Origin of the sequence: Rhodothermus marinus (genome assembly GCF_009936275.1) — a bacterium.
Taxonomy (GTDB): domain Bacteria; phylum Bacteroidota; class Rhodothermia; order Rhodothermales; family Rhodothermaceae; genus Rhodothermus; species Rhodothermus marinus_A.
Window position 1 is genome coordinate 48,184 of the sequence record NZ_AP019797.1, and the last position, 23,382, is coordinate 71,565.

The window sequence follows — 23,382 nt, forward strand, 5'->3', positions numbered from 1 at the left end:
CTGTAGCAGCAGAAAAGCCTGCGCGCTTGGAGGCCTTCGGTGACGGACGACCTGCAAACGCTCTGCCGGCGGTTGGTTGATTCGGACCGTGCGGCGCTGGAGGAGCTGTTTCGCCACATGCGCGAGCCGCTCCTGCGCTACGTCTGCGCCATCGTGGCGGATCCCACCGTGGCGCACGACCTGGTGCAGGACGTGTTTCTGGACCTGTGGCTGCGGCGGACCACGCTCGATCCGGGGCAACCACTGCGGCCCTATCTCTATCGCATGGCCCGCAACCGGGCGTTGCGCCACCTGCGCGACGAGCGCCGCCGGGCCCGCAAGCGCGCCGAGCAATTGCCAAAGACGCCGCCGGTCGAGCCGCTGTCGCCGGACGATCATGTGGCGTCGCACCAGCTAGAAGCCCTGCTGGCGCACTGGCTCGACGAACTCCCCGAGCGCCAGCGCGAGGTGCTGGTGCTCAGCCGCTGGCACGGACTGAGCCATCGCGAGATCGCCCGGGTGATGGGTATCTCCCCACGAACCGTCAACAACCACATGTTGCGGGCGCTGGAGACGCTTCGCCGGCGGCTTCAGGCGCTCGCCCTCATGCCATGAACGGACGCCCTGCATCCAGATTGCCCCGGGAGCTGGAGGAAGCCCTGCAGGAACGGAGCCCGGAGGAACGCCGCCAGATCGAGGCGCTCTGGGAGCGACTGGGCACGCTGGAGCCGCCCGTCGAGGGCGTGCCTTCTACCGAGACGGCCTGGGCGGAGCTGTCGGCCCGGCTGGCTGCAGCGCCCCGACCTGCGCGGCCGCCCCGCCGATTGCTTCGCCGACGCTGGCCGGCGGTGGTGGGCCTGCTGCTGGTGCTGGGCCTGGTCGCCGCGTATGCGCTGCTGCGGCCGCGCACGGTGATCGTGCCGCCGGGCACGATTCAGACCGTCACGCTGGCCGATGGCTCGACCATCACGCTGCGGGCGGGCTCCCGGCTGCGGTACGCAGCGACACTGCCCTGGCGACGGCCCCGGCGGGTGCATCTGACGGGTGAGGCACTGTTCGAGGTGGTGCCCGGGCGTCCGCTGACCGTCGAGACCGCCCAGGTCCGTGTGGAGGTGCTGGGCACGCGCTTCACCGTACGTGCCTGGCCCGAAGCGAACGAAACCCGCGTCACGCTGCTGGAGGGGCGCGTGCGGGTACAATCCATCCGGACGCCCCGGCAACCGCTGGTGCTGGAAGCGCCGGGCCAGAGCGTGCGCATCGGTGCGAAACCCGAGCTTGTGCCGGAGCGGCTGGAGCCCGATCAGGTGCTGGCCTGGCGGCGCGGCGGGTTCGTTGTGATCGACGAGCCGGTGGGGGTCGTGCTGCGCGAACTGGAACGCACCTTCAACCTCCGCATCGAAGTAGCGGGGCCGCTGTCGCTCGACCGGCGCGTGACCGTGCTGTATCAGCAACAGGCCCGTCCTGAGGCCATCCTTCAGGATCTCTGTCTGACGCTGCCATGCCACTACCGCCGCATCAGCCGTGGGTTTGTCATCGAGGCCGAGCCATCCTCCGGGCGCTGATCGTCGCAGCGGTGTTGCTCGGAGGTGCAGGGGCGGCCGCGGCCCAGGACGGCGGCCGCTTCACGCTGGTGGTGCGCGACGTGCCGCTGCAGGAAGCGCTCGAAGCGCTGGCCCGTACGGCCCGCATCAACCTGGTCTATCCCTCCGAGCTGGTGCGTGGTCAGACGGCCTCCTGCGCCCTTCGCAACGCTCCGGTCGAAGATCTCCTGCGCTGTCTGCTGGCCGGTACGGGTCTCGATTTTGTCCGATCGTCCTCGGGCGCCTACGTCATTCTGGAGGCGCGAGAGTTGCCGCCCCGGCTGGGGTTGCTGACAGGTCAGGTGATTGACGGGACGACGGGCGCGCCGCTGCCGTTCGCGCACGTGCTGCTGGCCGACGCGGGCACGGGCACCGTCACGAACGAAGCGGGAATGTTCACGATCAGCGGCCTGCTGGCCGGTCCGCACCGGCTGGTCGTTTCGTATGTGGGGTATCGCCCGCGGATTGACAGCGTGCAGGTGGATCCGGACCGTCCCGCCCACGTGCGCATTGCGCTGGAGCCCACGCTGCTGGAAGCGCCGCCCATCGTGATCGACGGGCTGAGCCGGCGGCCGCTTTCGGCCGAACTGGGCCGTGTACACCTGACAGCCGAACAGCTTCAGCAGACCGGCACGGCCGGCGACCTGCTGCACGCCGTCGAGCGCCTGCCGGGCGTACAGGTGCCCCATCCGCTGGCCGAACTGCACCTGCAGGGCGGCGATAGCGGCGAACACCTGACGCGGATCGACGGCGTGCCTGTGCGCAATCCCGTCAGCCTGGGGCGCTACCTGAGCGCCTTCAGTCCGCTGGCGATCGGGCGCCTGACCGTCCATCGGGCCGGCTACGGGGTGGCGCTGGGGAGCCAGCTGGCGGGCGTGATCGAACTGGAGCACGATCTGAACGTGGCGGGGCCTTTTGATGCGGTGGCCCGCGTCGATCCGCTGGCCGCCAACGTTCGCCTTCGGGGACGCTACCAGAACGCGACCGCGCTGGTGGCTCTCCGGCACAGCGTCTGGGACCTGTATCAGGAACCGGGCCTGCGTACGCTGCTCCGCCAGTGGAACACGATCGACCCGCTCATGGCCGCCCGCTGGCTGGGCGAACCCATCGCCCGGGAAGGGCTGCAGGCCTACCACTGGACGCCGCGCGCGGCGTTTTCGGATCTGCACGTAGCCGGACGGATGCAGCCCGATCCGTTTCAGACGCTGCACGTGGCCGCCTATCGGGGCACAAACCGTCTGGAGGCCGGTCAGCAGACCCGTTATGCAGCGGCCGGGGCTGATTCGGCCCGGCTCATCCTGACGGATGACGCCTATCGCTGGCTCAACGAGGCATTTCGGCTGCGCTACGACCGGTTGCTGGGCGCGCGCGTGTTGCTGGGAGTGCAGTTCCGGGGAAGCTGGCACACATCTACCTACCATTACCGGGCCCGCGAAGGGACGGCGCCGCTGGGTGACCCGGCCGCCTGGGAGGCGCTCGAAGCCCGGCTGCGCGAGGAACTGGCCCGGGCGCCGGGCACGTCCGAGCGCAACACCATCCGCGAGCTGGCGCTGGAAGCCTCGTTGCATTACAGCCCGTCGGCACGGTGGCAACTGGAGGGTGGCCTTGTGGTGGAGCAGGTGCAGGCCCGCTTTCGACTGGGCAACGTGTTCGTGGCGCCGTTCCGCCATGCGATCACCGCCTGGCAACCCGCCTCCTATCTGACGGCCATATGGACCCCCGTGGAAGGGTTGAGCGTGGAGCCGGGCGTGCGGCTGACGTGGCTGCCCGTGCGGGCGACGGTCTATGCCGAGCCGCGACTGGCCGTGCGTCGGGATCTGCAATTCGGACCGTTCGCGCTGGCGGTGCGGCTGGCCGGCGGGGTCTATCGCCAGTTCGTCAACCAGTTCGAGTTGACGAGCGTCGGGGCCACGGCCATCGTGCCGTCGGTGCTCTTCTGGCTGCCGCCCGACGCCACGGTCGCCCCGCCCTGGAGTTACCATCTGACGGGCGAGCTGCTGCTGGCCCGGGGTGATCGCTGGACCCTGGAAACCACGCTGTATCAGAAAGGACAGCCGCACCTGCTGCTTGTCGACTATCCGCGCCTTCTGGCCCGACTGCCAGCCCGCCGGCCCGTGCCCGAAGCCATCCCGCTCGCGCAACGTGACTTCCTGCGGCACAGCCGGGGCATGGCCCGCGGGTTGAGCCTGCGGCTTCGGTACCGGAATACGCGTGATCGGATCACGCTGGCCTATAGCTATGACCAGACTCTTCGAGCCTATCCCGACAGCCGGGGTACGCTTCGCATGGTACCGGCGCCCTGGAACGAGCCGCATCGCGTTCGGCTGGATCTTTCCCGAGAGCTCCCGGCCGATCTGACGCTTTTCGGTAGCGGACAGGTGCAGTGGGGACGGCGCTGGGCCTTCCGCCGTCTGTACTACGACTACCTCCGCTACGGCGGCACGCCGGTCGTCGGCGGCTACGACCTGGACCGACCGGAGGCACATCGGCTACCCGGACGCTATCGGCTGGATCTGGGGCTGTCGTGGCACAGGCGCGTTCGCGTGACGCATCTACAACTGCAACTGCTGGTGCGCAACGTGCTGGACCGCCGGGACGTGTACGACCGGAGTCTGATGCTGATCGACCCGGCCTCGCCGGCCCCTGCCGACCGCCTGCTGCCCGGCCGCCAGTGGCTGCTGACCCTCCAGGTTGCCTACTGATAAGCAGCACCGGTAGGCATTCGCATACCGTCAGGTGCTGTATATAAAACAGCACAAACTAAACGCAGCAGGCCATGAAGCCGGAAAAATCCTCGCGGCGGGAATTTTTACGATGGGCCGGAGGGCTGTCGCTGGGCACCGTGGTCGCTTCGCTGGTCGGGTGTGATACCAGTGGCATGGAAGGAAATGGCGACCAGCCGCCCGGCCCACCGTCGCCCGGAGAAAACAGCGGCATCACAATCGAAGGCAATACGGTTACGCTGGATCTGACCGGAAGCGAAGCCAGAAAAGTAGCCGAACCGGGAGGTTTTCTGCACATCGATGAAGCCGATATGCTCGTGGTGAATGTGGATGGAACGATCCGGGCATTTTCGGCCATTTGCACCCATCAAGGATGTGAAATCAGTTCATTTCAGGATAACCGGTTCACCTGCTGGTGTCACGGCTCCCAGTTCGACACCAGCGGCCAGGTGGTGCGTGGACCGGCAACACGCGCCCTCACAGCGTACACCGTCGCGCGTGACGGCAACATCGTCCGCATCACCAAAGGCTGAAGGAGGACGCATGCGATACGCCGTCGTGGGAGTACTGCTAAGCGTTCTGACGGTGGCGCTGGCGCAGGCCCAACCGGCCCTGCAGGTGCGGCTCGGTCTGGCGCACCATCCGCCGGAGGCGCTGTTTTCACAGAAAGAGCCCCCGGCGCCTGCATCGGCCTATGCACCGCCGGTGCTGGCCGCGCCCGACCCCACCGACAGCCTGCCCGACGGCATGCCGCTGAACACGCGGCTGCTCTGGGGGCGCAAAGGGCTGGTGCGATTGCTGGGCCTGGCGCCTGCCACCCGCAAACGTGAGCTGGAAATTCGCCGCACGATGCTGCACTGGCACCAGCGGCTGGCGCTGGTTACGTTTGCGGCGCTGACCACGCAGGTGATCCTCGGCGAGGTGCTGGCCAGCAACCGGGCGCGCTACTACCAGGACCTGCAGCCCGTCCACCGCACGCTGGGCTACGCCACGTTCGGGCTGTACCTGACCACGGCCAGCCTGTCGCTCGGAGCACCGCCGGCCCGCCGCTACACGCCCGGCTTCAGTTCGATCAAGCTGCACCGCTGGCTGGCGTTGATCCATTTTACCGGGATGATGCTGCAACCCTGGCTGGGACGTCATCTCCGGCTGGCGCCGACGCCCGACAGCTACGAGCGCCGGCTGCGCACGCACCGCTGGGTCGGGCGCATCACGCTCGGGGCCTACACGGCCGCGTTTCTGGCCATCCTGCTTCCATACTGAGAGAGGGCACCATGCGACGCTTTTCGATTTGCTGGCTTCTGCTGGGATTTCTGGTCGGCGGGCTCAATGCACAGCCGATCACGGTGGCCGTCGACAGCACCGAGAGTATTCTGCAGTACCACGGCCATCATCCGCTGCACGGGTGGACGGGCACGAGCCGCTCGGTCCACGGCACGCTCCGGCTCGATCTGAGCGACCCCGCCGACCCCGCCCGGTCGGCCGTCACGATCCGCGTGCCGGTGGCCAGCTTCGACAGCGGCAACAGCAACCGCGACGCGAACATGCTCGACGCCGTCGAGGCCGATCGCTATCCGGACGTGCTCTTTGAATCGACCGCCATCTCCGTGCAGCGCTGGGAGCGTACGGCCTCCGGCTACGAAGGAAGCTGGACGGTGGGCGGCAACCTGACCTTTCACGGCCAGACGCATCCGGTCACGATTCCGGTGACGGTGCGCATCGAAGGCAACTGCTTCGAGGCAACGGGGGCGTTCTCGATCGCGCTTTCGCAGTTCGAGGTGCGGCGGCCCAAACTGCTGCTCTGGTCCATCCGCGACACGATCGATCTGGAGGGGACGATCCGCGCCACGCTGCCCGACAGCGCCGTCAGTCGGCGTTAGCGCGGCACCAGATGGACGGCCGGTGCCTTGACGAGGGCCCAGACCAAACGGCCGGGCTCGAGTTGCAGTTCTTCGCGCGACGGGCGCGTCACCAGCGCTACCAGCGGAAAGCCGGCGTCCAGCTCCACGCGCACGAGCGCCCCTTCGGGTTCGACGCGCACGACCTGCGCCAGCAGGCGGTTGCGGGCGCTGGTGGCTTCGGGCGGCGCCGGTACCAGCGTCACCTCTTCGGCCCGGATGCACACGTACACGCGCCCGTTCTGCTCCGCCGGGGCTATGGCGGTCAGCGTGGCCGATCCGACGGCCACCCGGGCCAGCCCGTTTTCGACGGACAGCACCTCGCCGGACACGACCGTCTCGACCCCCACGATCCCGGCTACGCGCGTGCTGGCCGGTAGCGAAAAGACCTCCGCCACCGGTCCCTGTTGCAACACCTGGCCTCCGTCAAGCACCAGCACCTGCTCACCCAGCGTGCTGGCCTCCAGCCAGTCGTGCGTAACGATCACGGCCGGGATGTTCAGCGCCTGCAGCCAGCGTCGGAGTTTGCGTCGCAGCACGTCGCGTGTGGGACCGTCGAGCGCCGAAAGCGGTTCGTCCAGCAGTAGCAGACGGGGATGTGGCGCCAGCGCCCGTGCCAGCGCCACCCGTTGCTGCTGTCCGCCCGAAAGCTCGTGCGGATAGCGATCGGCTAGGCCTTCCAGCTCGAAGAGTGCCAGCAGTTCGGCCACCCGACGGCGACGTTCGGCACGCGACAGATGCGCCAGCCCGAAGGCGATGTTGCCGGCCACCGTCCGGTGCGGGAACAGCGCGTAGTCCTGAAAGAGAAAGCCGATGCGGCGCTGCTGGGGAGGCACATGCCGGCCGGTGGCGGCATCGAACCAGATCGTATCGCCGAGCTGAATCCGGCCGTCGTCGGGCCGTTCCAGTCCGGCCAGGCAGCGGAGCAGCGTGGTTTTTCCGCTTCCGGAAGGGCCGAACAGCACGGTGATGCCCGCCGGGTCGATCGGCTGACGCCAGGCCGCCGCTACCTCGAAGCCGGACGGATACCGCCGCACGATCTGTACGTCCAGCTCCGTGCTCATCGCCGCAGGCCTTTGCGTTCGAGCAGATAGACCAGCGTCAGCACCCCCAGCGCAAAGCCCACGAGCGCCAGTGCCATGCGGTCGGCCGCCGCGTAGTTGAGCGCCTGCACTTCGTCGTAGATGGCGATCGAGAGCGTGCGCGTCACGCCGGGGATGTTGCCGCCCACCATGAGCACGACGCCGAACTCGCCCAGGCTGTGCGCAAAGCTGAGCACGAGCCCCGTCAGAATGCCGGGCCAGGCCAGCGGCAGCACCACGCCTGTCAACGTGCGCCAGCGCGAGACGCCCAGGCACCAGGCGGCTTCGACCAGCCGACGTTCGACGCTCTGGAAGGCGGCCGTGAACGGCCGCACGGCAAACGGCAGGTTGAACAGCACCGAGCCCAGCACGATACCGGGAAAGGTGAAGGCCACGCGGTCGATGCCCAGGGCCGCCAGCACCCGGCCGATCGGACTGTCGGGCGCGGTAGCTACCAGCAGGTAGAATCCGACCACCGTGGGCGGCAGCACGAGCGGCAGCGTGACCAGTGCCTCGATCACGCCACGTCCCGGAAAACGCGTGGTGGCCAGCCAGTAGGCCAGCGGAAGGCCCAGCACGCAGAGCACGCCGGTCGTCCACAGGGCCAGGCGCAGCGTTACCCAGGCGGCGGTCCAGTCCATGGCCTTTCGGTCGGCTGCGCGGTGGAATCCGGGATAAAAAAGCCGTAGCGACGCAGTACGGCCCGGCCTTCCGGCTGCTGCACGAAGCGCCAGAGCGTCCACACCTCGGGGCGGGCGGCCGCCCGGCGTAGCACGACGGCGCCCTGTTCGATGGATGGGTAGGTGTCCGAAGGCAGGAGCCGATAGCGGCCACGCCGCTGCATGTCGGGCGCCAGGGCCAGCGACAGTGCGATGAGGCCGGCGTCGGCTGCGCCGCTGGCGGCAAACTGGGCAGCCTGCGCGACGTTTTCGCCCTGCACGAGCCGATCGCGTACGCGCTCGTAGAGTCCCAGTGCCTGCAGGGCTGCAACGGCCGCCCGGCCGTAGGGCGCATGCCGGGGATTGGCAAGGGCCAGCCGGCGCACGGCCGGCCCCGCCAGTTCGTCCCAGGAGACCAGCTCCAGCGGCGAATCCGCCGGGACCCACACGACCAGTTGCCCGACGGCATACAGGAAAAACGAAGAGTCCACGGCCAGTCCCTCCACGATCAGCCGACGCGGGTAGTCGGCATCGGCCGAGAAATAGAGATCGAAGGGCGCGCCGTTGCGCAGCTGGGTGAAAAACTGACCCGAAGAGCCGTAGCTGATCTTCAGGCGGATGCTCGGGTGCGCTGCTTCGAAGCGCGCGCGCAGCGTCTCGAACGCGTAACGAAGGTCGGCGGCGGCCGCCACCTGCACTTCGACGGGCCGCACCGGAGACGTTTCCTGCGGGCGGCAGCCCCCGAGCACCAGCAGCAACCCGATCAGCACTTCAGGCCAGCGTCGTTTCCACATCGTCCAGCCAGGTCAGGAGCGTTTCGATGTGCAACACCCGGTAGCGCCACACGGCCCGGGCGAAATCGTCCACAGGCGGTGCGGCCGTCCGCAACTCATCCAGCCATTGCCGGCACAGATCGCGCTGGTTCTGCAGGAGCGTGCGGGCGACCTCCGGTCCGTCACGGCGGGCCAGGTAAAGTTTGGCCAGAAACAGTTGTCGGATGTCGCGGCCGCGGCGGACGGGCTCCGTCCGCCATTGCCGGTAGCGGGCTTCGCCGTCGGGCGTCAGTCGGAAGACCCGGCGCGCCGGACGTCGCGGCTGGGGCACCGTCTCCGAGCGGATCAGGCCGGTCCGCTCCAGCCGGTCCAGGATGGCGTAGAGCCGGGGCAGTTTCAGACGCCAGACCAGCCACAGGCCGTCCGATCGCCGCAGCTCCCGGTAGAGCGCGTAGGCATGTCGCGGACCCGGCGCCAGCAGGCCCAGCAGCACGTAGTCGATCATCTCACCGGACGAATATTCATGGCTTGAATATAACCAACACGTCCCCGAAAAAGAAATGGACGGCGTATTTTGTCGCCGACTCATTCAATCCTGAAGAAAAATGCAACCTGTGAGCGAATACGTCGACCGGTTGGTCTGCAGTGCCTGTGGGGCGGCATTTGCGCCCGAGTCGTTGCACACGGTCTGCACGCATTGTGGTAAGCCGCTGTTGGTATCCTATCGGCTGGAAGCGCTTCGCGGTCGATTCCGGCCCGAACTGCTTGCCGGGCGCGTGCGCAGCCTCTGGCGTTATGCCGAGGTGCTTCCGGTACCGTTCGACGCCGCCCGCAGTCTGGGCGAGGGCTGGACGCCGCTGCTTCCACAGCCCCGGGTGGGCCGCCTGCTGGGCATGCCGAACCTGTACGTGAAGGACGAGAGCCTGAATCCGGGCGGGAGCTTCAAGGCGCGTGGACTGGTCATGGCCGTGGCGGCCGCAGCGCTCCGGGGCGTGCAGCAGGTGGGACTGGCTTCGGCGGGCAACGCGGCCGGTGCGCTGGCGCTGTATGCGGCCCGGATGGGGTTGTCGGCCATCGTCTTTTTACCGGAGGAAACGCCGGAGCCGGCCGTGTGGGAGTGCCGACTGGCCGGGGCGCAGGTGCATCAGGTGCCCGGCACCATCGCCGAGGCGGGGGCGGCTTTCGAAGCGTACCGCCGAGAGCATCCCGGCGTGTTCAGTGTGGCGACGCTTCGTGAGCCCTATCGCGTGGAAGGCAAAAAGACGATGGGCTACGAGCTGTTCGAGCAACTGGGTGGACGACTCCCGGACGTGATTCTCTATCCCACCGGTGGCGGTACCGGCCTGATTGGCATGTGGAAGGCGTTCGATGAAATGGAAGCGCTGGGGTGGATCGGTCCGGAGCGGCCGCGCATGGTGGCCGTACAGGCGGCCGGATGTGCGCCGATCGTGCGGGCCTTTCAGGAAGGGCGTGAAACGGCGGACTTCTGGGAAAACGCGCAGACGCTGGCGGCCGGACTCCGCGTGCCGAAGGCGCTGGGCGACTTTCTCATCCTTCGGGCGCTCCGCGAAAGCAGCGGTACGGCGGTGGCCGTGGAGGATACCGAGATGCTGGACGCCATGGCACGCTGGGCCCAGGCCGAAGGCGTGCTGGCCGCATCGGAGGGCGCCGCCACGCTGGCCGCGCTGCTCCGGCTTCGGGAAGCCGGGTGGGTGCAGCCCGGAGAGACCGTCGTACTCTTCAACACGGCCTCGGCGCACAAGTATCCGGCTGTGGTACAACGGGTACTGTTGCGGTAGTGGGGATGAATAAGTTGAAGAAATCGAGAAGATCTGTGTGAATATTTGCTAGAAAGCGTTTACATTATTATGAATTAGATTGGACCGAACTTCCGGCTTTTTGTTCTAAAAAATTGAGTAAGCGATTACATAAACTCGCCAAACTACAGCCTCGCCATGTATCGATACCTTCTGATGCTACTGCTGGCCGGTCTGACGCTCCAGGCGCAGGCCCAGCACGACGTCATGATGCAGGCCTTCTACTGGGACGTGCCGGTGGATGCCGCTGCAAAAAACGGCTTCTGGTGGGATACGCTGGCCGCGAAAGCTCCGGAACTGGCCGCAGCCGGCATCACGGCCATCTGGGTGCCCCCGCCTTCCAAGGGCAATTTTGGCATCTACGACATGGGATATGGCATCTACGACCACTTCGACCTGGGCAACTACAACCAGAAAGGCACGGTCGAGACCCGCTTCGGCAGTCGGGATGAGCTGCTGAAAATGGTCCAGACCATGCACGCCTATGGCATTGAGGTTTATGCCGACATCGTGCTCAATCACATCTTTGGCGGTCCTGACAATCTGGAGCCCAACCCGGCTGTCAAGCAATACGTCTTCGACGAAGCCATTCGCGACCCGGACGGTGACGGCCACTACGACCAGTTCAGCCCCTACCCGACCAACGAGATCATCTGGCGCATTCCAGATGCCGAGCCCGGCGACTACTACATCAAAATCAAAGGCTACTGGCTTCCCTGCAGCGATCCCAAGGGTGAACGGGGTTACGATCTTTACATCAACTGGGATGGCTCGCCCGACCAGCCCAACTCGCCCGACAACGCCAACTGGGAGTATGAGCCCAACGACGGCAACGGCCAGTACAACGACTTTCCGGGCTCCGGAAAGCACATCTGGGCGCACATTGACCCCTGCGGCGATGTCGACGAATACAAGATCACCCTGACGGAAACCCACACCATCGAAATACGCCTTGAGGCCCGGCGCGAAGTGTACAATCCTTTCGACTTCGTGCCCACCGATCAGCGACGGGGTTACTATCCCTTCGAAATCTGGCACAACGGCCAGAACCTGGCCCCGACGGCGCTGCAGGCCTGGACCTATACGGGCATCACGTACGTGACCCACACCGGACCCGGAGAGGCCAACTGGAGCTGGAATTACAGTCACTTCCACCCGGTGGACGATCGGGACTATCTGGGATGGCCGGGCACCGACGAGGTCATCCCCAACACCAAATTCTTCGGTAATGATCTGAACACCTTCGACCCGGTCGTGCAGGACCGGCTCATTACCTGGGGTCAGTGGCTCACCAATACGGTCGGATTCGATGGCTATCGCCTGGACTTTGTGCGCGGCTATCAGCCGGAGTTCGCCGCTGCCTGGATCAACAACATGCCCCGGCGTAGCGACGGCAGCCAGCGCTTTGTGGTGGCCGAGTACTGGGGCGGCAAGGCCGCCATCAAGAACTGGGTGACCACGGTCGAAAGCCTGGGCGCCGATGCCGATGCGTTCGACTTTCCGCTGAAGGCCACTCTGACCGACATGGCCAACTGGAACGGGGCCGACTGGGACATGAGCTGGCTGAACCACGCCGGGCTGGTGCGCGACAACGGCGGCAATAATCTCTCGGGCCTGCAGGTGGTCACCTTTGTGGAAAACCACGATACGGGAAAGGAGCACGACAAATGGCTCTGGCGCGACTGGGATATGGCCTATGCCTATATTCTGTTTGCCGAAGGGCGTCCCACCATTTTCTATCCACACTTCTACGGCATTCCGCAGCATGACCACAGTGATCCCGGCATCACAGTACAGGCGCCTGCCTCGCTGCGCCAGGACATTATCCGGCTGATTAACCTGCGCCGCAACTATCTGGGCGGTACCATGGTGGTGCTCAGCGAGGTGGGCAATCCCTGGCCGAGCGCCGAGGTGGCCGACGTGTTCGTGGCCCGACGCGGCGGTAACGGTACTCGCTCAGGGGCCATTCTGGTGCTGAACGATCATGAGACGGACACCAAAGGGCTCTGGGTGGATAGTTCGCCGACCGGCTGGCCGAACTGGGCCGGAAAAGACCTGATCAACCCGGAAACCGGCGAGACCACCCACATCTATGATGATGGCCGTGTGTATGTCTGGGCACCACCGCGTGACTACGCCATCTGGGTGCTACAGGAGGAATACGATGCTGGACTGCTGGCCGCTGATACTGGTGAGCCCTGTACACTGGCACAGATCGCCTCGCAGACCGTCTCCGGCAACCAGGGCGTGGCCACGTTCTATTCCCCCGATGGCATCCGGGAACTTCAGTTTACTCTGCTTGACAACCTGACGGTGGTTTCTGTGCAGGGCGCTGGTGGCGAGCGTTTCTCACCGGTTGAAGGCGGCAGGTACACGCTGGACGATGGCCAGGAGCCGCCGGTTTATGTCGAGGTGGTGTTTCAGCAGGTTGATCCGGCGGTTTCCCACGGTACCTACTATGCCGTGGTGGGATCGATGTGCCCCTACGAGGAGGACGGGTTGCTGGAAGCCAATCTGGATCCCTCCCTGCGCTTCGAAAATCGGCCACAGCATTTCCGATGGGAAGGACCGGCTCCCAATCCCTTTGTCGGGCAGACATACTTTGAGCTGGCGCTTCCCGAAGCGGCACAGGTGCGTCTGACGGTATATGATCTGCTGGGACGCGCCGTCCAGCAACTTACCAGTGGGGCGTTTGCGGCTGGCCATCATCGAATCGCATGGAACGCCGACGGACTGGCCGGGGGCACCTACCTGGTGCGGATGGAGGCTCGGACCGCCGATGGCCAGCACTACGTACAGGATCGCGTGGTCACGCTGCGGCGGTAGTGTCGGACACAAAGCCTGGAGCATCGCATAACGGACGGTTTCCTCTGATGCTCCGGAAAGCCCTGTCGGCCGAAGAGGCTGGCGGGGCTTTATTTTAGGCGAATCGTCCGAGCCGGGCTGACGTTACAGGTTGGAGGTAGCCAGAGGAGTCTCATGCCGCGCACGGCTGCCTTCGATCAGCACGCCGAGCGTTACGACGCCTGGTTTGAGCGGTATCCGGCGGTTTATGCCTCGGAGCTGGCGGCCGTTCGCGCGCTCTGGCCGCCGGTGCGGGAGGCTCTGGAGGTAGGCGTGGGGACCGGACGGTTCGCCGTGCCGCTCGGGATCCGCTACGGCGTGGAGCCGTCGTCGGCCATGCGACGACTGGCCGCAGCGCGGGGCGTGCAGGTGATGGACGGCGTGGCCGAGGCGTTGCCGTTTCCGGACCGGCGCTTCGAGGCCGTGCTGATGGTGACGACACTCTGCTTCGTGGATGATCCTCGACAGGCACTACGGGAAGCGTATCGTGTGCTCCGGCCCGGTGGATTTCTGGTGATCGGCTTTGTCGACCGGGACAGTCCGCCGGGCCGTCGCTACCTGAAGCGCCACCGCGAAAGTCCCTTTTATCGGGAAGCCCGCTTCTTCTCGGCATCGGAGATAGCCGCATTGATGCAGGAAGTCGGCTTTGGAGAACTGGTCTGGCGGCAGACGCTCTTTTCCGATCCCGACACGATGACCCGTCCGGATCCGGTACGGGAAGGCTATGGCGCGGGTGCTTTCGTAGTCGTGCGCGGGCAACGCCCGCCCGGATCCCGCATTTTTGCAGGGCGTTAGTCTGAACGCTTCTTCGGAGGGGTGGCAGAGTGGTTTAATGCACCGGTCTTGAAAACCGGCGTGCCCTCACGGGCACCGTGGGTTCGAATCCCACCCCCTCCGCAACCCGGCCACCCTGAAATCGGGGTGGCTTTTTTGCTATTCGGGCGTAACAAACTGGCCGTTCTTTTCGTCTACTCCCAGCGTCAGCGAATTATGGAGGATTAAATCCGCGAGACTTATGCGTTGCCACAGGTTGCTCGGCGTGCTTCTGCTGCTCGGGTGGTGGATTCCCGTCCTGGCCCAGGCCCAGCAGGTGCAGCGCATCACGTTCGAGGAGGCGCTTCGGCTGGCTCTGCGGCGCAATCCGGCCATTCAACAGGCCGCCAACGAACGCGAGCGCAGCGAAGTCGGTCTGGCCAGTGCGCGCAGCAATTTTCTCCCGGACCTCAGCCTTTCGATCAGTGGCAGCCGCGACTACGGCCGCAACTTTGTCATGGACGAAGGCCGCGTCGTGGATCAGACCACCCATTACTTCAGCTCCGGCATTTCGGCCAACCTGAACCTGTTCAACGGCTTTCGGGACCTGAACTCGGTCGCGCAGGCACGCTTTCAGGTGGCCGCCAGCGAGCTGAACTATGCCCGCCAGCGCGAAACGGTGCTGTTCAACGTGATCTCAACGTTTCTCTCGCTCATCGAGGCACGCGAGCAGGTGCGCATTCAGGAAGAAAACCTGGCTGCGCAGCGGGCATTGCTCGAGCAGATCGAGGCGTTCGTGCAGGTGGGCAGCCGTCCGGTGGCCGATCTCTACCAGCAACAGGCCCAGGTGGCGGCCGCCGAGCTGGAGCTGATCAACGCCCGCCGTAACCAGCAACTGCAGGAGGCGAATTTGATCCAGCTCCTGCAGCTCGATCCGTTTGGATCCTACGAGTTCGTCATCCCGGAAGTGGACACGATGGCGCTGGGCACCCGGGAGTATGACGTGCAGGCGCTGTTGCAGGCGGCGCTGGAGCGACGCTCGGACCTTCGGGCGCTGGAGCAGCAGATCGAGGCCGCCGAGTACGGCGTTCGCGTCGCCCGCTCCAGCTACTGGCCCACCATTTCGTTGCGGGCCAGCTATGGCTCCAGCTACACCGATCTGGCCCCGCTGAGCTTCCAGGACCAGTTCTTTGATCGCAACCGGCGTGGCTCGATCGGGCTGAGCCTCTCGTTCCCGATCTTCGATCGGTTCACGACGCGCCACAACGTGCAGCGGGCACGCATCGAGCTGGAAAACACCCGCCTGCAGCTTCTGCAGCTTCGCCAGGAGATCGCCACGCAGGTGCGCCAGGCGTATCTGGACTACGAGACGGCCCGTCAGCAGTACCGGGCGGCCCAGGCACAGCTGCAGGCCGCCCGCCAGGCGCTGGAGGCTGCCCAGGAGCGGTACAACGTGGGCTCGGCCACGCTCGTCGAACTCACGCAGGCACGCGCCACCTACGTGCGGGCCGAGTCGGACCTGGTGCGGGCCCGCTACACGCTGGTGTTTCGCCAGAAACTCATCGACTACTACGTGGGCACGCTGGTGCCCGAACTGGACGTGTTACGGTAAGCCAAACCTGAGATCAAGACCATGGCCCTTTCGAAAGCAACGCGGCGTCTGTTGATCATTCTGGCCGTCATGCTCGGCCTGCTGGTGGTGATCGGCGTGGGCGGCCGGGCCCTCGGCCTGTTCAAGCAGGAAGCCGGCATTGAGGTCGAAGTGGCAAAGGCCGAACGGCGCGACATCACCCAGGTGGTTACGGCCTCCGGGCGAGTGCAGCCCGAGGTGGAGGTGACGATCAGTCCGGACGTCTCGGGCGAGATCGTCGAGCTGCCGGTGCGGGAAGGCGATCGCGTGGAAAAAGGCCAGTTGCTGGCTCGTATCCGGCCGGACTTCTACGAGGCGCAGGTGCAGCAGGCCGAGGCCGGTGTGGCGCAGGCGCGGGCCACGCTCAAGCAACGCGAGGCCGATCTGCTCCGGGCCGAGGGTGAATTCAAACGCCAGAAGGCCCTCTACGAAAAGCAGGCCATCTCGGCCAGCGACTTCGAGGCGGCGCGTACGCAGTACGAGGTGGCAAAAGCCGCGCTCGAGGCCGCGCGCTACGCCGTCGAGAGCGCGGAGGCACAGCTTCGCGAAGCCCGCGAGCAACTGGCCAAAACCATCATCTACGCGCCCATGAGCGGGATCGTGAGCAAGCTGGACGTGGAGCTGGGCGAGCGCGTGGTCGGCACCAGCCAGATGGCCGGTACCGAGATGATGCGCATCGCGCGGCTGGATCAGATGGAAATGGAAGTGGAGGTCAACGAAAACGACGTGGTGAACGTCTCGATCGGCGACACGGCCACGATCCACATCGACGCCTATCCGGAGCGCACCTTCCGCGGGGTGGTGACCGAAATCGCCAACTCGGCGCGGATTACGAGTCAGGGTACGCAGGAGCAGGTCACCAACTTCCCGGTGAAGGTGCGCATTCTGGGTACGGTCGCGCTGCCCGAGGCGACGCCGTCGCCCGTTGCCCGGGCCGAAGAGGTACCGGCCAGTGCCGAGCTGCTTCCGCCGTTGCGTCCCGGCATGAGCGGCACGGTGGACATCTACACGAAGACCGTCTTCGACGCGGTGGCCGTGCCTATTCAGGCCGTGACCGTGCGCGACTTCAACCGCGTGCGGCCTGAAGGCGAAACGGCTCCTGCCGATACCGCCAGCAACCCGCTGGCGCTCAAAGAAGACCTCCGCAAGGTGGTCTTCCTCGTGGAGAACGGCAAGGCGAAAATGGTAGAGGTGCAGACCGGTATCTCCGACGACACCTATATCGAAATTACGGCCGGGCTTCAGGGAGGCGAGACGGTAATCATCGGCCCCTATCGGGCCGTAAGCCAGACGTTGCGGCCCGGCATGGCCGTGCGCATCCAGCAGCCGGGCCGTGGCCGGCGCATCATGGCAACGGTACAATAACGCAACCCGAGCGACAGACCATGACGGCAACGACCGACAACCGGCGCCCGCTCATTCAGCTCCGCGACGTGACCAAGATCTACAGGATGGGCACCCAGCAGGTGCGGGCGCTCGATGGCGTCTCGCTGGACGTGTACCCGAACGAGTACGTGGCCATCATGGGCCCCTCGGGTTCGGGAAAGTCCACGCTCATGAATATCATTGGCTGTCTCGACACGCCCACCAGCGGTACCTATTACCTGAACGGCCGCGACGTGAGCCGGCTTTCGGACGACGAGCTGGCCCGCATTCGCAACAAAGAAGTGGGGTTCGTCTTTCAAACGTTCAACCTGCTACCCCGGGTAAACTGCCTGCAGAACGTCGAATTGCCCCTGATCTACGCGGGTGTGCGCAAAAGTCAGCGGCGTGCGCTGGCCGAGGCGGCGTTGCGCAGCGTGGGGCTGGGCGACCGGATGCATCACAAGCCCAACGAACTCTCCGGCGGGCAGCGCCAGCGCGTGGCCATCGCCCGGGCGCTGGTCAACAGTCCGTCGATCATCCTGGCCGACGAGCCCACCGGCAACCTCGACTCGAAGACCGGCGAGGAGATCATGCGGCTGTTCGAGCTGCTGTACCGTCAGGGGCACACGCTGCTGGTGGTCACGCACGAGCACGACATCGCCCACCACGCCCGCCGGATCATTCACCTTCGAGACGGGCGGATTGAGCGCGACGAGCCGGTGGCGCAGCCACTGCTGGCAGACCTGGATCTGAGTACGACGGTCTGACGAAATATGGAACTCCCGATTCTCTACGAAGACGACGACCTGCTGGCCGTGCACAAGCCCGAGGGGCTGGCGGCCATCCCCGAGCGCGATCCGTCGCGGCCCTCGGCGCGGCGCCTGCTCGAAGCGGCACGCGGCGAGCGCCTCTGGGTGGTCCACCGGCTGGACAAAGAAGCCTCGGGCGTGCTGCTGTTCGCCCGCAACGCCGAAGCACATCGATACATGAACACGCTCTTCGAGCAACGACAGGTGCGCAAGGTGTACCGGGCCCTGGTGCACGGCCGGCTCGAGCCCGGACAGGGACAGATCCGGGCGCCGATCCGCATGTACGGCTCCGGACGCATGGGCGTCGATCCGGAGCGCGGTAAGCCCAGCGAGACGCGTTACCGGGTGCTGGAGTACCTGGACGAAGCCTATTCGCTGATCGAGGCGTTGCCGCTGACCGGCCGCCGCCACCAGATCCGCGTGCACTGCTACCACATCGGACATCCCATCGTGGGCGATCCCCGCTACGGCGACCGCTCGGTGCAGCAGCGCTATCCGCGCCTGATGCTCCATGCCCTCAGCATTCGCTTCCGACATCCGAACGGGCAGGAGCTGGAAATCGTGGCACCGGTGCCCGAAAGCTTTCAGCAGGTACTCGACGCGCTTCGCACCGAGCTGGCAGCGTCCACAACCGACCATTCGGCCACCACTTCGTCGCCGTCCAGCACGTAGAAGCGGCGCAGCAGCGGAGCAATCAGACAGGCATGGTTGGGCACGATCTGCACGCGGTCACCGATCTGGAGCGTCGTGCCACCGCGCACGTGCATCCAGCCGTGCTCTTCCGAAAGGCGTTCGATGACCGCATGGGGTAGCGGCGTGCGGCTGGCTGGATGGTAGAGCGGCAGGCCGTAGCCCCGCGTTCCGTAGCCCTGGTCCGTTGCCAGTGCTTTTTTGCCGGCATCCAGAAAGACCCACCAGCCACCCCGACCGTCCGGTTTACGGCTGACCACCCGGGCCAGCACGGTCAGCGCGCAGGCGTCGCGCGTGCAGCTTCCCAGCGCCACCTGCATCACGTCGTGGAAAACGTAGTTGCCGGGACGGATTTCGGTAATGCGAAAGCCCTGTTCCGTGCGGTTCGTGAAGTAATGCGCCGTGGGGGTGGAGCCGACGCTGAGTTCGAAGCGCTCGGGGCGGGCCAGCCCGGCCTGTTGCAGTGTGACGGCCGCCGCCAGCAGACGATCGCGCTCCTCGGCGGCCACGCGTCGGAGGGCATCGGCCGGCGATTCATCAGGCCCGGGGCCGTGATAGGCCTGACCCGCATGGGTGAGCAGGCCGATCAGCCGCAGCCCCGGGCTTTCCTGAATCAATCGGGCGCAGTCCACCAGCCGCCGGGCATCGTCCCAGCGCACGCCCGTGCGGCCGAAGCCGGTATCGACCTCCAGCAGCACCTCGGCCTGGCGGCCGCGCGCGGCGAAAAAGTCCGAAGCCGCACGGATCGCTTCGGGCGTGTCGAGGCAGAACGAGATCCGCGCCTGTGCCATGAGCGCATGCAGCCGCTCGTAGCGATCGGTGCCCACGGTGGGATAGGCCACGCGCACGTCCGTAAGGCCGGCCGCCACGAACGCCTCCGCCTCATCGACCGTGGCCACCGTAATGCCCGTGGCGCCCAGCTCCTGCTGCAGGCGGGCCAGCTCTGGCGTCTTGTGCGTTTTGGCGTGCGGACGTAGCGCGACGCCTTCCTGCGTGGCGCGTTGCTGCATTTCCCGAAGGTTGCCCAGCAGGCGCTGTCGGTCGATCAGCGCGGCCGGCGTGGGCAGGGCTTCAATCGTCTGCATCTTCTGGGCCTGAGATTTAAGTGAAGGTGCCGGTGGCCGATTAAGGGGGTGTAAGAAAATAAGCCCCCGGTATCCATGGAAGTCGCGGAAAAAGAAACGAAGCTGGCAACAGCAGCGCTTCATCCCGAGGTGGCCGAAACGTTCCACGCGTTGCAGCAGGTGATCACGCGGGCGGCGATCGGAGCGGCCCGGACGGCCCAGCGTCTGGAACGCATCGGTCAGCAGTTCTCGGAGGCCCGTGCCGGCGTGGAAGCCTCCGCCCGGGCCGTGCAGCAGATCCGGCAGCGCGTGGAAGCGGTGGCCGAATCGGCCCGTTCGACGGCGGACGTGGCCCATCAGGTAGCCCGGCTTACCGAAGAAGGTCGGCAGCAGAGCGATGCCTCGCAGGAGGCCGTGAAGCACCTGGAGCAGCAGGTGGCGGCGGTCATGGAACGGCTCGAGCGGCTGGTGGCTCAGGTGCAGGGCATCACGCAGATCAGCGATGTGATCGACCGGATCGCCTGGAAAACCAAGCTACTGGCCTTCAATGCGGGCATCGAGGCGGCGCGGGCCGGACACGAAGGACAGGGGTTTTCGGTGCTGGCCAACGAGATCAAGACGCTCTCCGAAGACACCGCCCTGCAGACGCGCCAGATTCGCGCCCTGATCAACGATCTGGTGAAAGAACTGCAGCCGGTGGAGGAGGCCATCCGGCAGAGCCAGGAGCTGCTGCATACGACGGTGGAGCAATCCGATCGGCTGGAGGCGGCCCTGCAGCGCATTCACGAGCTGGCCGGCCAGGCCGCGCAGCACATGGATCGGGTCGTTACGACGGTGGATGCGCAATTGCAGGATGCCGAAGCCGTTGGCACGACACTGCAGCAGGCGCTGGCCGCCGTGGGGCACGTCGATAAAGAGGCCGAACACATCGCCCGCGATACGTTCACGCTCTCGGAGCTGGTGGAAGACGCCTATGGCTATCTGGGGCGCTTCGAGGGCCGTTCCATTTTTCACCGGGCGCTGGCGCTGGGGCGCGAGCTGGCCGAACGTAGCCGCCGGATCTTCGAGCAGGTGATCGACGAAGGGCGGTGTACGCTGGACGACGTGCTGGCCCTGGAGTACACCGAGATCAAAGGCCGGAAGGCCATTGCCTCGCTGGCGCGGCTGTTCGACGTGAGCCGCGTGCCGGAAAGCGGCTTCGACCCGCCCAAGTACAGCACGCGCTACGATCATCTGGTCGATGAGGCGCTGCAGCAGGTGATGGATGAAATCCTGGAGCGAGAACCTCGCCTGACTTTTGCGCTGGTCATCGACCTGAACTCCTACGCCCCCATTCACAACCGACGTTTCTGCCAGGACTGGACGGGCGACCCGAAGAAGGATCTGGTGGGCAACCGCATCAAGCGATTTTTCTTCGATAAGGGCGTGCTGGTGCGTGGTGCCCGGGTCGGTCTACCCCGCGCCGCCGTGACGCTGCCCAACAGGGCACGCCGCGAGGACTTCCTTCGCGTGTGCGATCTGCGGGAGCGTCCGGAAGAGCGCGACGTGTTTCTGGTGCAGACCTACGCCCGCGACACGGGCCAGGTGCTCAGCGCCCTGACCGTCCCGCTCTACGTCAAAGGGCACCGCTACGGGGCCGTGTTGCTGGGCTGGGATCCGGAGCGCGTCGACTGATCAGGGGTGGATGCGCTGGCCGACCTGGCCCATGGCCACGCGCAGCCGGTTGCGGGCACGTTCCAGGGCCGCCTCGGCCTCGGCCCGCTCCTCGGGCGTCTGGGCTTTCTGGAGGCGTTCGAGTGCCCGCTGCTCGGCCGCCCGCGCCCGCTCGATGTCGATCTCGGACGCCGGCTCGGCCGTTTCGGCCAGGATCGTCACCGTGTTGCCCAGCACCTCGACAAAGCCGCCGCTCGTGGCAAACGTGATGCGCTCACCCGAGGGCGTCGTCACGAAGATCGGCCCCACCGTGATGGCGGCCACCATGGGCGCGTGGTTGTAGAGCACTTCGAACGAGCCTTCCACGCCGGGCGCGCGCACGCTGAGCGCCTCGCCCCGGAAGACGCGTCGGTCGGGCGCCACGATTTCCACGAAAAGCGTCCGTGCCATGATCAGGCCTCGGCTTCTTTGAGCATCTTTTCGCCCGCTTCGATCACCTCTTCGATGGTGCCGCGCAGCAGGAAGGCGCGCTCGGGCAGGTGGTCCAGCTCGCCGTCGAGGATCATGCGGAAGCCCCGCACCGTGTCCTCGATCTTGACGTACTTGCCGGGGATGCCCGTGAACTGCTCGGCCACGAAGAACGGCTGGCTCAGGAAGCGCTGCACACGGCGGGCCCGGTGCACCACGAGCTTGTCTTCTTCGGAGAGCTCGTCCATACCCAGGATGGCGATGATGTCCTGCAGCTCCTTGTAGCGCTGCAGAATCTGCTTGACCTCCTGCGCCACCCGGTAGTGCTCCTCACCCACGATGTTCGGATCCAGGATACGGCTGGTCGACTCGAGCGGATCGACGGCCGGATAGATACCCTGCGCGGCGAGCTGACGGCTGAGCACCGTCGTGGCGTCCAGGTGGGCGAACGTCGTGGCCGGCGCGGGGTCGGTCAGGTCGTCGGCCGGCACATAGATGGCCTGGAACGAGGTGATCGCGCCGTGCTTGGTCGAGGTGATACGCTCCTGCAGCTCACCCATTTCGGTAGCCAGCGTGGGCTGGTAACCCACGGCCGAAGGCATGCGGCCCAGCAACGCCGACACCTCGGAACCGGCCTGGGTGAAACGGAAGATGTTGTCGATGAAGAGCAGCACGTCGCGGCCGCCCAGGTCGCGGAAGTATTCGGCAATGGCCAGGCCCGTCAGCGCCACACGGGCACGGGCACCCGGCGGCTCGTTCATCTGACCGAAGACGAGCGTGGCCTGGCTCTTCTTCAGCTCCTCGAAGTCCACCTTCGACAGGTCCCAGCCGCCCGCCTTCATCGACTCCAGGAATTCTTCGCCGTAGCGGATGACCTTGCTCTCGAGCATTTCGCGGAGCAGGTCGTTCCCCTCACGCGTGCGCTCGCCCACGCCGGCAAAGACCGAAAGGCCTTCGTGCGCCTTGGCGATGTTGTTGATCAGCTCCATGATGAGCACGGTCTTGCCGACGCCGGCGCCGCCGAACAGCCCGACCTTTCCACCGCGCATCACCGGCTGGATCAGGTCGATCACCTTGATGCCGGTCTCCAGCATCTCGACCCGCGTGGCCAGCTCCTCGAAGGGTGGGGCCGGCGCATGGATGGGACGATAGCCTTCGGCTTTGGGCTGAGGCAGGCCATCGATGGCCTGACCGACCACGTTGAAGAGGCGCCCCCGGATCTCCGTACCGGTGGGGACGGAGATGGGACGATCCAGGTTGCGCACGGGCGTACCGCGCGTCAGCCCGTCGGTCGAGTCCATCGCAATAGCCCGCACCCGGTTTTCACCCAGGTGCTGCTCGACCTCCAGCACCAGTTCGCTTCCGTCCTCGAGCGTGATGACCAGCGCGTCGTAAATCTCGGGAAGATGTCCTTCGGGAAACTCCACATCGACCACCGGGCCGATGATCTGGACAACCCGGCCGACCGCCTGATCCGTCTTGATCTCCATGCCGAATACTTGTTTCGTTTAGCGATCCGTATCCTGGAAAAGGGTGCCCACTACCTGCAGGCCTTATAAGATAACGCTTCCCGCAGGCAATGCAGCCGTGCAACG

Annotated in this window: 21 protein-coding genes and 1 tRNA gene; 15 read left to right on the forward strand and 7 right to left on the reverse strand. The window is 65.8% G+C overall.

The genetic code is table 11. The features are described 5' to 3' along the window. The first annotated feature begins 39 nt into the window (after positions 1 to 39). The 6 genes from GYH26_RS00260 to GYH26_RS00285 all read left to right on the forward strand — a co-directional run bounded on the left by GYH26_RS00260 (position 40) and on the right by GYH26_RS00285 (position 6,162). Positions 40 to 594 (forward strand): RNA polymerase sigma factor, encoded by a 555-nt coding sequence (locus tag GYH26_RS00260; RefSeq protein ID WP_161540013.1) that lies wholly within the window; start codon positions 40 to 42, stop codon positions 592 to 594. After that, positions 591 to 1,541 carry a FecR family protein gene (locus GYH26_RS00265; protein WP_161540014.1) on the forward strand — a complete coding sequence of 317 codons (951 nt, stop codon included), beginning with the start codon at positions 591 to 593 and terminating at the stop codon, positions 1,539 to 1,541. The genes GYH26_RS00260 and GYH26_RS00265 overlap by 4 nt, the downstream gene beginning before the upstream one ends. Next, on the forward strand, positions 1,478 to 4,261 hold the full coding sequence (locus tag GYH26_RS00270) for a carboxypeptidase-like regulatory domain-containing protein (protein WP_242006499.1): 2,784 nt from the start codon (positions 1,478 to 1,480) through the stop codon (positions 4,259 to 4,261). The genes GYH26_RS00265 and GYH26_RS00270 overlap by 64 nt, the downstream gene beginning before the upstream one ends. A 74-nt stretch (positions 4,262 to 4,335) precedes the next feature. Beyond that, positions 4,336 to 4,815: a ubiquinol-cytochrome c reductase iron-sulfur subunit gene (locus tag GYH26_RS00275; protein ID WP_161540015.1), complete on the forward strand. Its 480-nt coding sequence runs from the start codon at positions 4,336 to 4,338 to the stop codon at positions 4,813 to 4,815. A gap of 10 nt (positions 4,816 to 4,825) precedes the next feature. Continuing rightward, positions 4,826 to 5,545, forward strand: a complete 720-nt coding sequence (locus GYH26_RS00280; RefSeq protein ID WP_161540016.1) for a hypothetical protein — start codon at positions 4,826 to 4,828, stop codon at positions 5,543 to 5,545. 11 nt (positions 5,546 to 5,556) lie between these two features. Continuing rightward, positions 5,557 to 6,162 (forward strand): YceI family protein, encoded by a 606-nt coding sequence (locus tag GYH26_RS00285; RefSeq protein ID WP_014065794.1) that lies wholly within the window; start codon positions 5,557 to 5,559, stop codon positions 6,160 to 6,162. On the opposite strand, the gene modC is transcribed toward GYH26_RS00285, so the two are convergent. Genes modC through GYH26_RS00305 form a run of 4 tightly spaced genes read right to left on the reverse strand, consistent with a single transcriptional unit; the run spans position 6,159 to position 9,199 of the window. After that, on the reverse strand, positions 6,159 to 7,244 hold the full coding sequence (gene modC / locus GYH26_RS00290) for a molybdenum ABC transporter ATP-binding protein (protein WP_161540017.1): 1,086 nt from the start codon (positions 7,242 to 7,244) through the stop codon (positions 6,159 to 6,161). The two genes, GYH26_RS00285 and modC, sit on opposite strands and share 4 nt — an antisense overlap. Continuing rightward, positions 7,241 to 7,903, reverse strand: a complete 663-nt coding sequence (gene modB / locus GYH26_RS00295; RefSeq protein WP_014065796.1) for a molybdate ABC transporter permease subunit — start codon at positions 7,901 to 7,903, stop codon at positions 7,241 to 7,243. The genes modC and modB overlap by 4 nt, the downstream gene beginning before the upstream one ends. Continuing rightward, the gene (gene modA / locus GYH26_RS00300; protein ID WP_161540018.1) at positions 7,879 to 8,715 is read right to left on the reverse strand and encodes a molybdate ABC transporter substrate-binding protein; all 837 of its coding nucleotides are present in this window, start codon (positions 8,713 to 8,715) and stop codon (positions 7,879 to 7,881) included. Before modA ends, modB begins: the two co-directional genes overlap by 25 nt. Further along, the gene (locus GYH26_RS00305) at positions 8,693 to 9,199 is read right to left on the reverse strand and encodes a helix-turn-helix transcriptional regulator (protein WP_014065798.1); all 507 of its coding nucleotides are present in this window, start codon (positions 9,197 to 9,199) and stop codon (positions 8,693 to 8,695) included. The genes modA and GYH26_RS00305 overlap by 23 nt, the downstream gene beginning before the upstream one ends. Before the next feature lie 100 nt (positions 9,200 to 9,299). Between GYH26_RS00305 and GYH26_RS00310 the strand changes: the two genes are divergently transcribed. The 8 genes from GYH26_RS00310 (at position 9,300) to GYH26_RS00345 (ending at position 18,584) form a co-directional block, all read left to right on the forward strand. Beyond that, positions 9,300 to 10,493 (forward strand): threonine synthase, encoded by a 1,194-nt coding sequence (locus tag GYH26_RS00310; protein WP_161540019.1) that lies wholly within the window; start codon positions 9,300 to 9,302, stop codon positions 10,491 to 10,493. Between the two features lie 156 nt (positions 10,494 to 10,649). Next, positions 10,650 to 13,337 carry an alpha-amylase family glycosyl hydrolase gene (locus GYH26_RS00315; RefSeq protein ID WP_014065799.1) on the forward strand — a complete coding sequence of 896 codons (2,688 nt, stop codon included), beginning with the start codon at positions 10,650 to 10,652 and terminating at the stop codon, positions 13,335 to 13,337. A 153-nt stretch (positions 13,338 to 13,490) separates the two neighbouring features. After that, complete coding sequence (locus tag GYH26_RS00320) at positions 13,491 to 14,150, forward strand: class I SAM-dependent methyltransferase (RefSeq protein WP_161540020.1); 660 nt, start codon at positions 13,491 to 13,493, stop codon at positions 14,148 to 14,150. Between the two features lie 15 nt (positions 14,151 to 14,165). Further along, a tRNA-Ser gene (locus tag GYH26_RS00325) sits at positions 14,166 to 14,252 on the forward strand. Between the two features lie 118 nt (positions 14,253 to 14,370). Then, complete coding sequence (locus GYH26_RS00330) at positions 14,371 to 15,720, forward strand: TolC family protein (protein WP_161540021.1); 1,350 nt, start codon at positions 14,371 to 14,373, stop codon at positions 15,718 to 15,720. Positions 15,721 to 15,741: 21 nt separating this feature from the next. Then, positions 15,742 to 17,103, forward strand: coding sequence for an efflux RND transporter periplasmic adaptor subunit (locus tag GYH26_RS00335; protein ID WP_161540022.1), 1,362 nt, complete (start codon positions 15,742 to 15,744; stop codon positions 17,101 to 17,103). Positions 17,104 to 17,123: 20 nt separating this feature from the next. Next, the gene (locus GYH26_RS00340) at positions 17,124 to 17,870 is read left to right on the forward strand and encodes an ABC transporter ATP-binding protein (protein WP_161540023.1); all 747 of its coding nucleotides are present in this window, start codon (positions 17,124 to 17,126) and stop codon (positions 17,868 to 17,870) included. Positions 17,871 to 17,876: 6 nt separating this feature from the next. Continuing rightward, positions 17,877 to 18,584, forward strand: a complete 708-nt coding sequence (locus GYH26_RS00345) for an RluA family pseudouridine synthase (RefSeq protein ID WP_012842590.1) — start codon at positions 17,877 to 17,879, stop codon at positions 18,582 to 18,584. On the opposite strand, the gene GYH26_RS00350 is transcribed toward GYH26_RS00345, so the two are convergent. After that, positions 18,497 to 19,687: an alanine racemase gene (locus GYH26_RS00350; protein WP_161540024.1), complete on the reverse strand. Its 1,191-nt coding sequence runs from the start codon at positions 19,685 to 19,687 to the stop codon at positions 18,497 to 18,499. The genes GYH26_RS00345 and GYH26_RS00350 overlap by 88 nt on opposite strands. A 75-nt stretch (positions 19,688 to 19,762) precedes the next feature. On the opposite strand from GYH26_RS00350, the gene GYH26_RS00355 reads away from it, so the two are divergent. After that, the gene (locus GYH26_RS00355; RefSeq protein ID WP_161540025.1) at positions 19,763 to 21,340 is read left to right on the forward strand and encodes a methyl-accepting chemotaxis protein; all 1,578 of its coding nucleotides are present in this window, start codon (positions 19,763 to 19,765) and stop codon (positions 21,338 to 21,340) included. On the opposite strand, the gene GYH26_RS00360 is transcribed toward GYH26_RS00355, so the two are convergent. After that, complete coding sequence (locus GYH26_RS00360) at positions 21,341 to 21,769, reverse strand: F0F1 ATP synthase subunit epsilon (protein WP_161540026.1); 429 nt, start codon at positions 21,767 to 21,769, stop codon at positions 21,341 to 21,343. It lies immediately after the preceding gene. Between the two features lie 2 nt (positions 21,770 to 21,771). Continuing rightward, positions 21,772 to 23,277, reverse strand: coding sequence for a F0F1 ATP synthase subunit beta (atpD, locus tag GYH26_RS00365; RefSeq protein WP_161540027.1), 1,506 nt, complete (start codon positions 23,275 to 23,277; stop codon positions 21,772 to 21,774). Positions 23,278 to 23,382 lie beyond the last annotated feature (105 nt).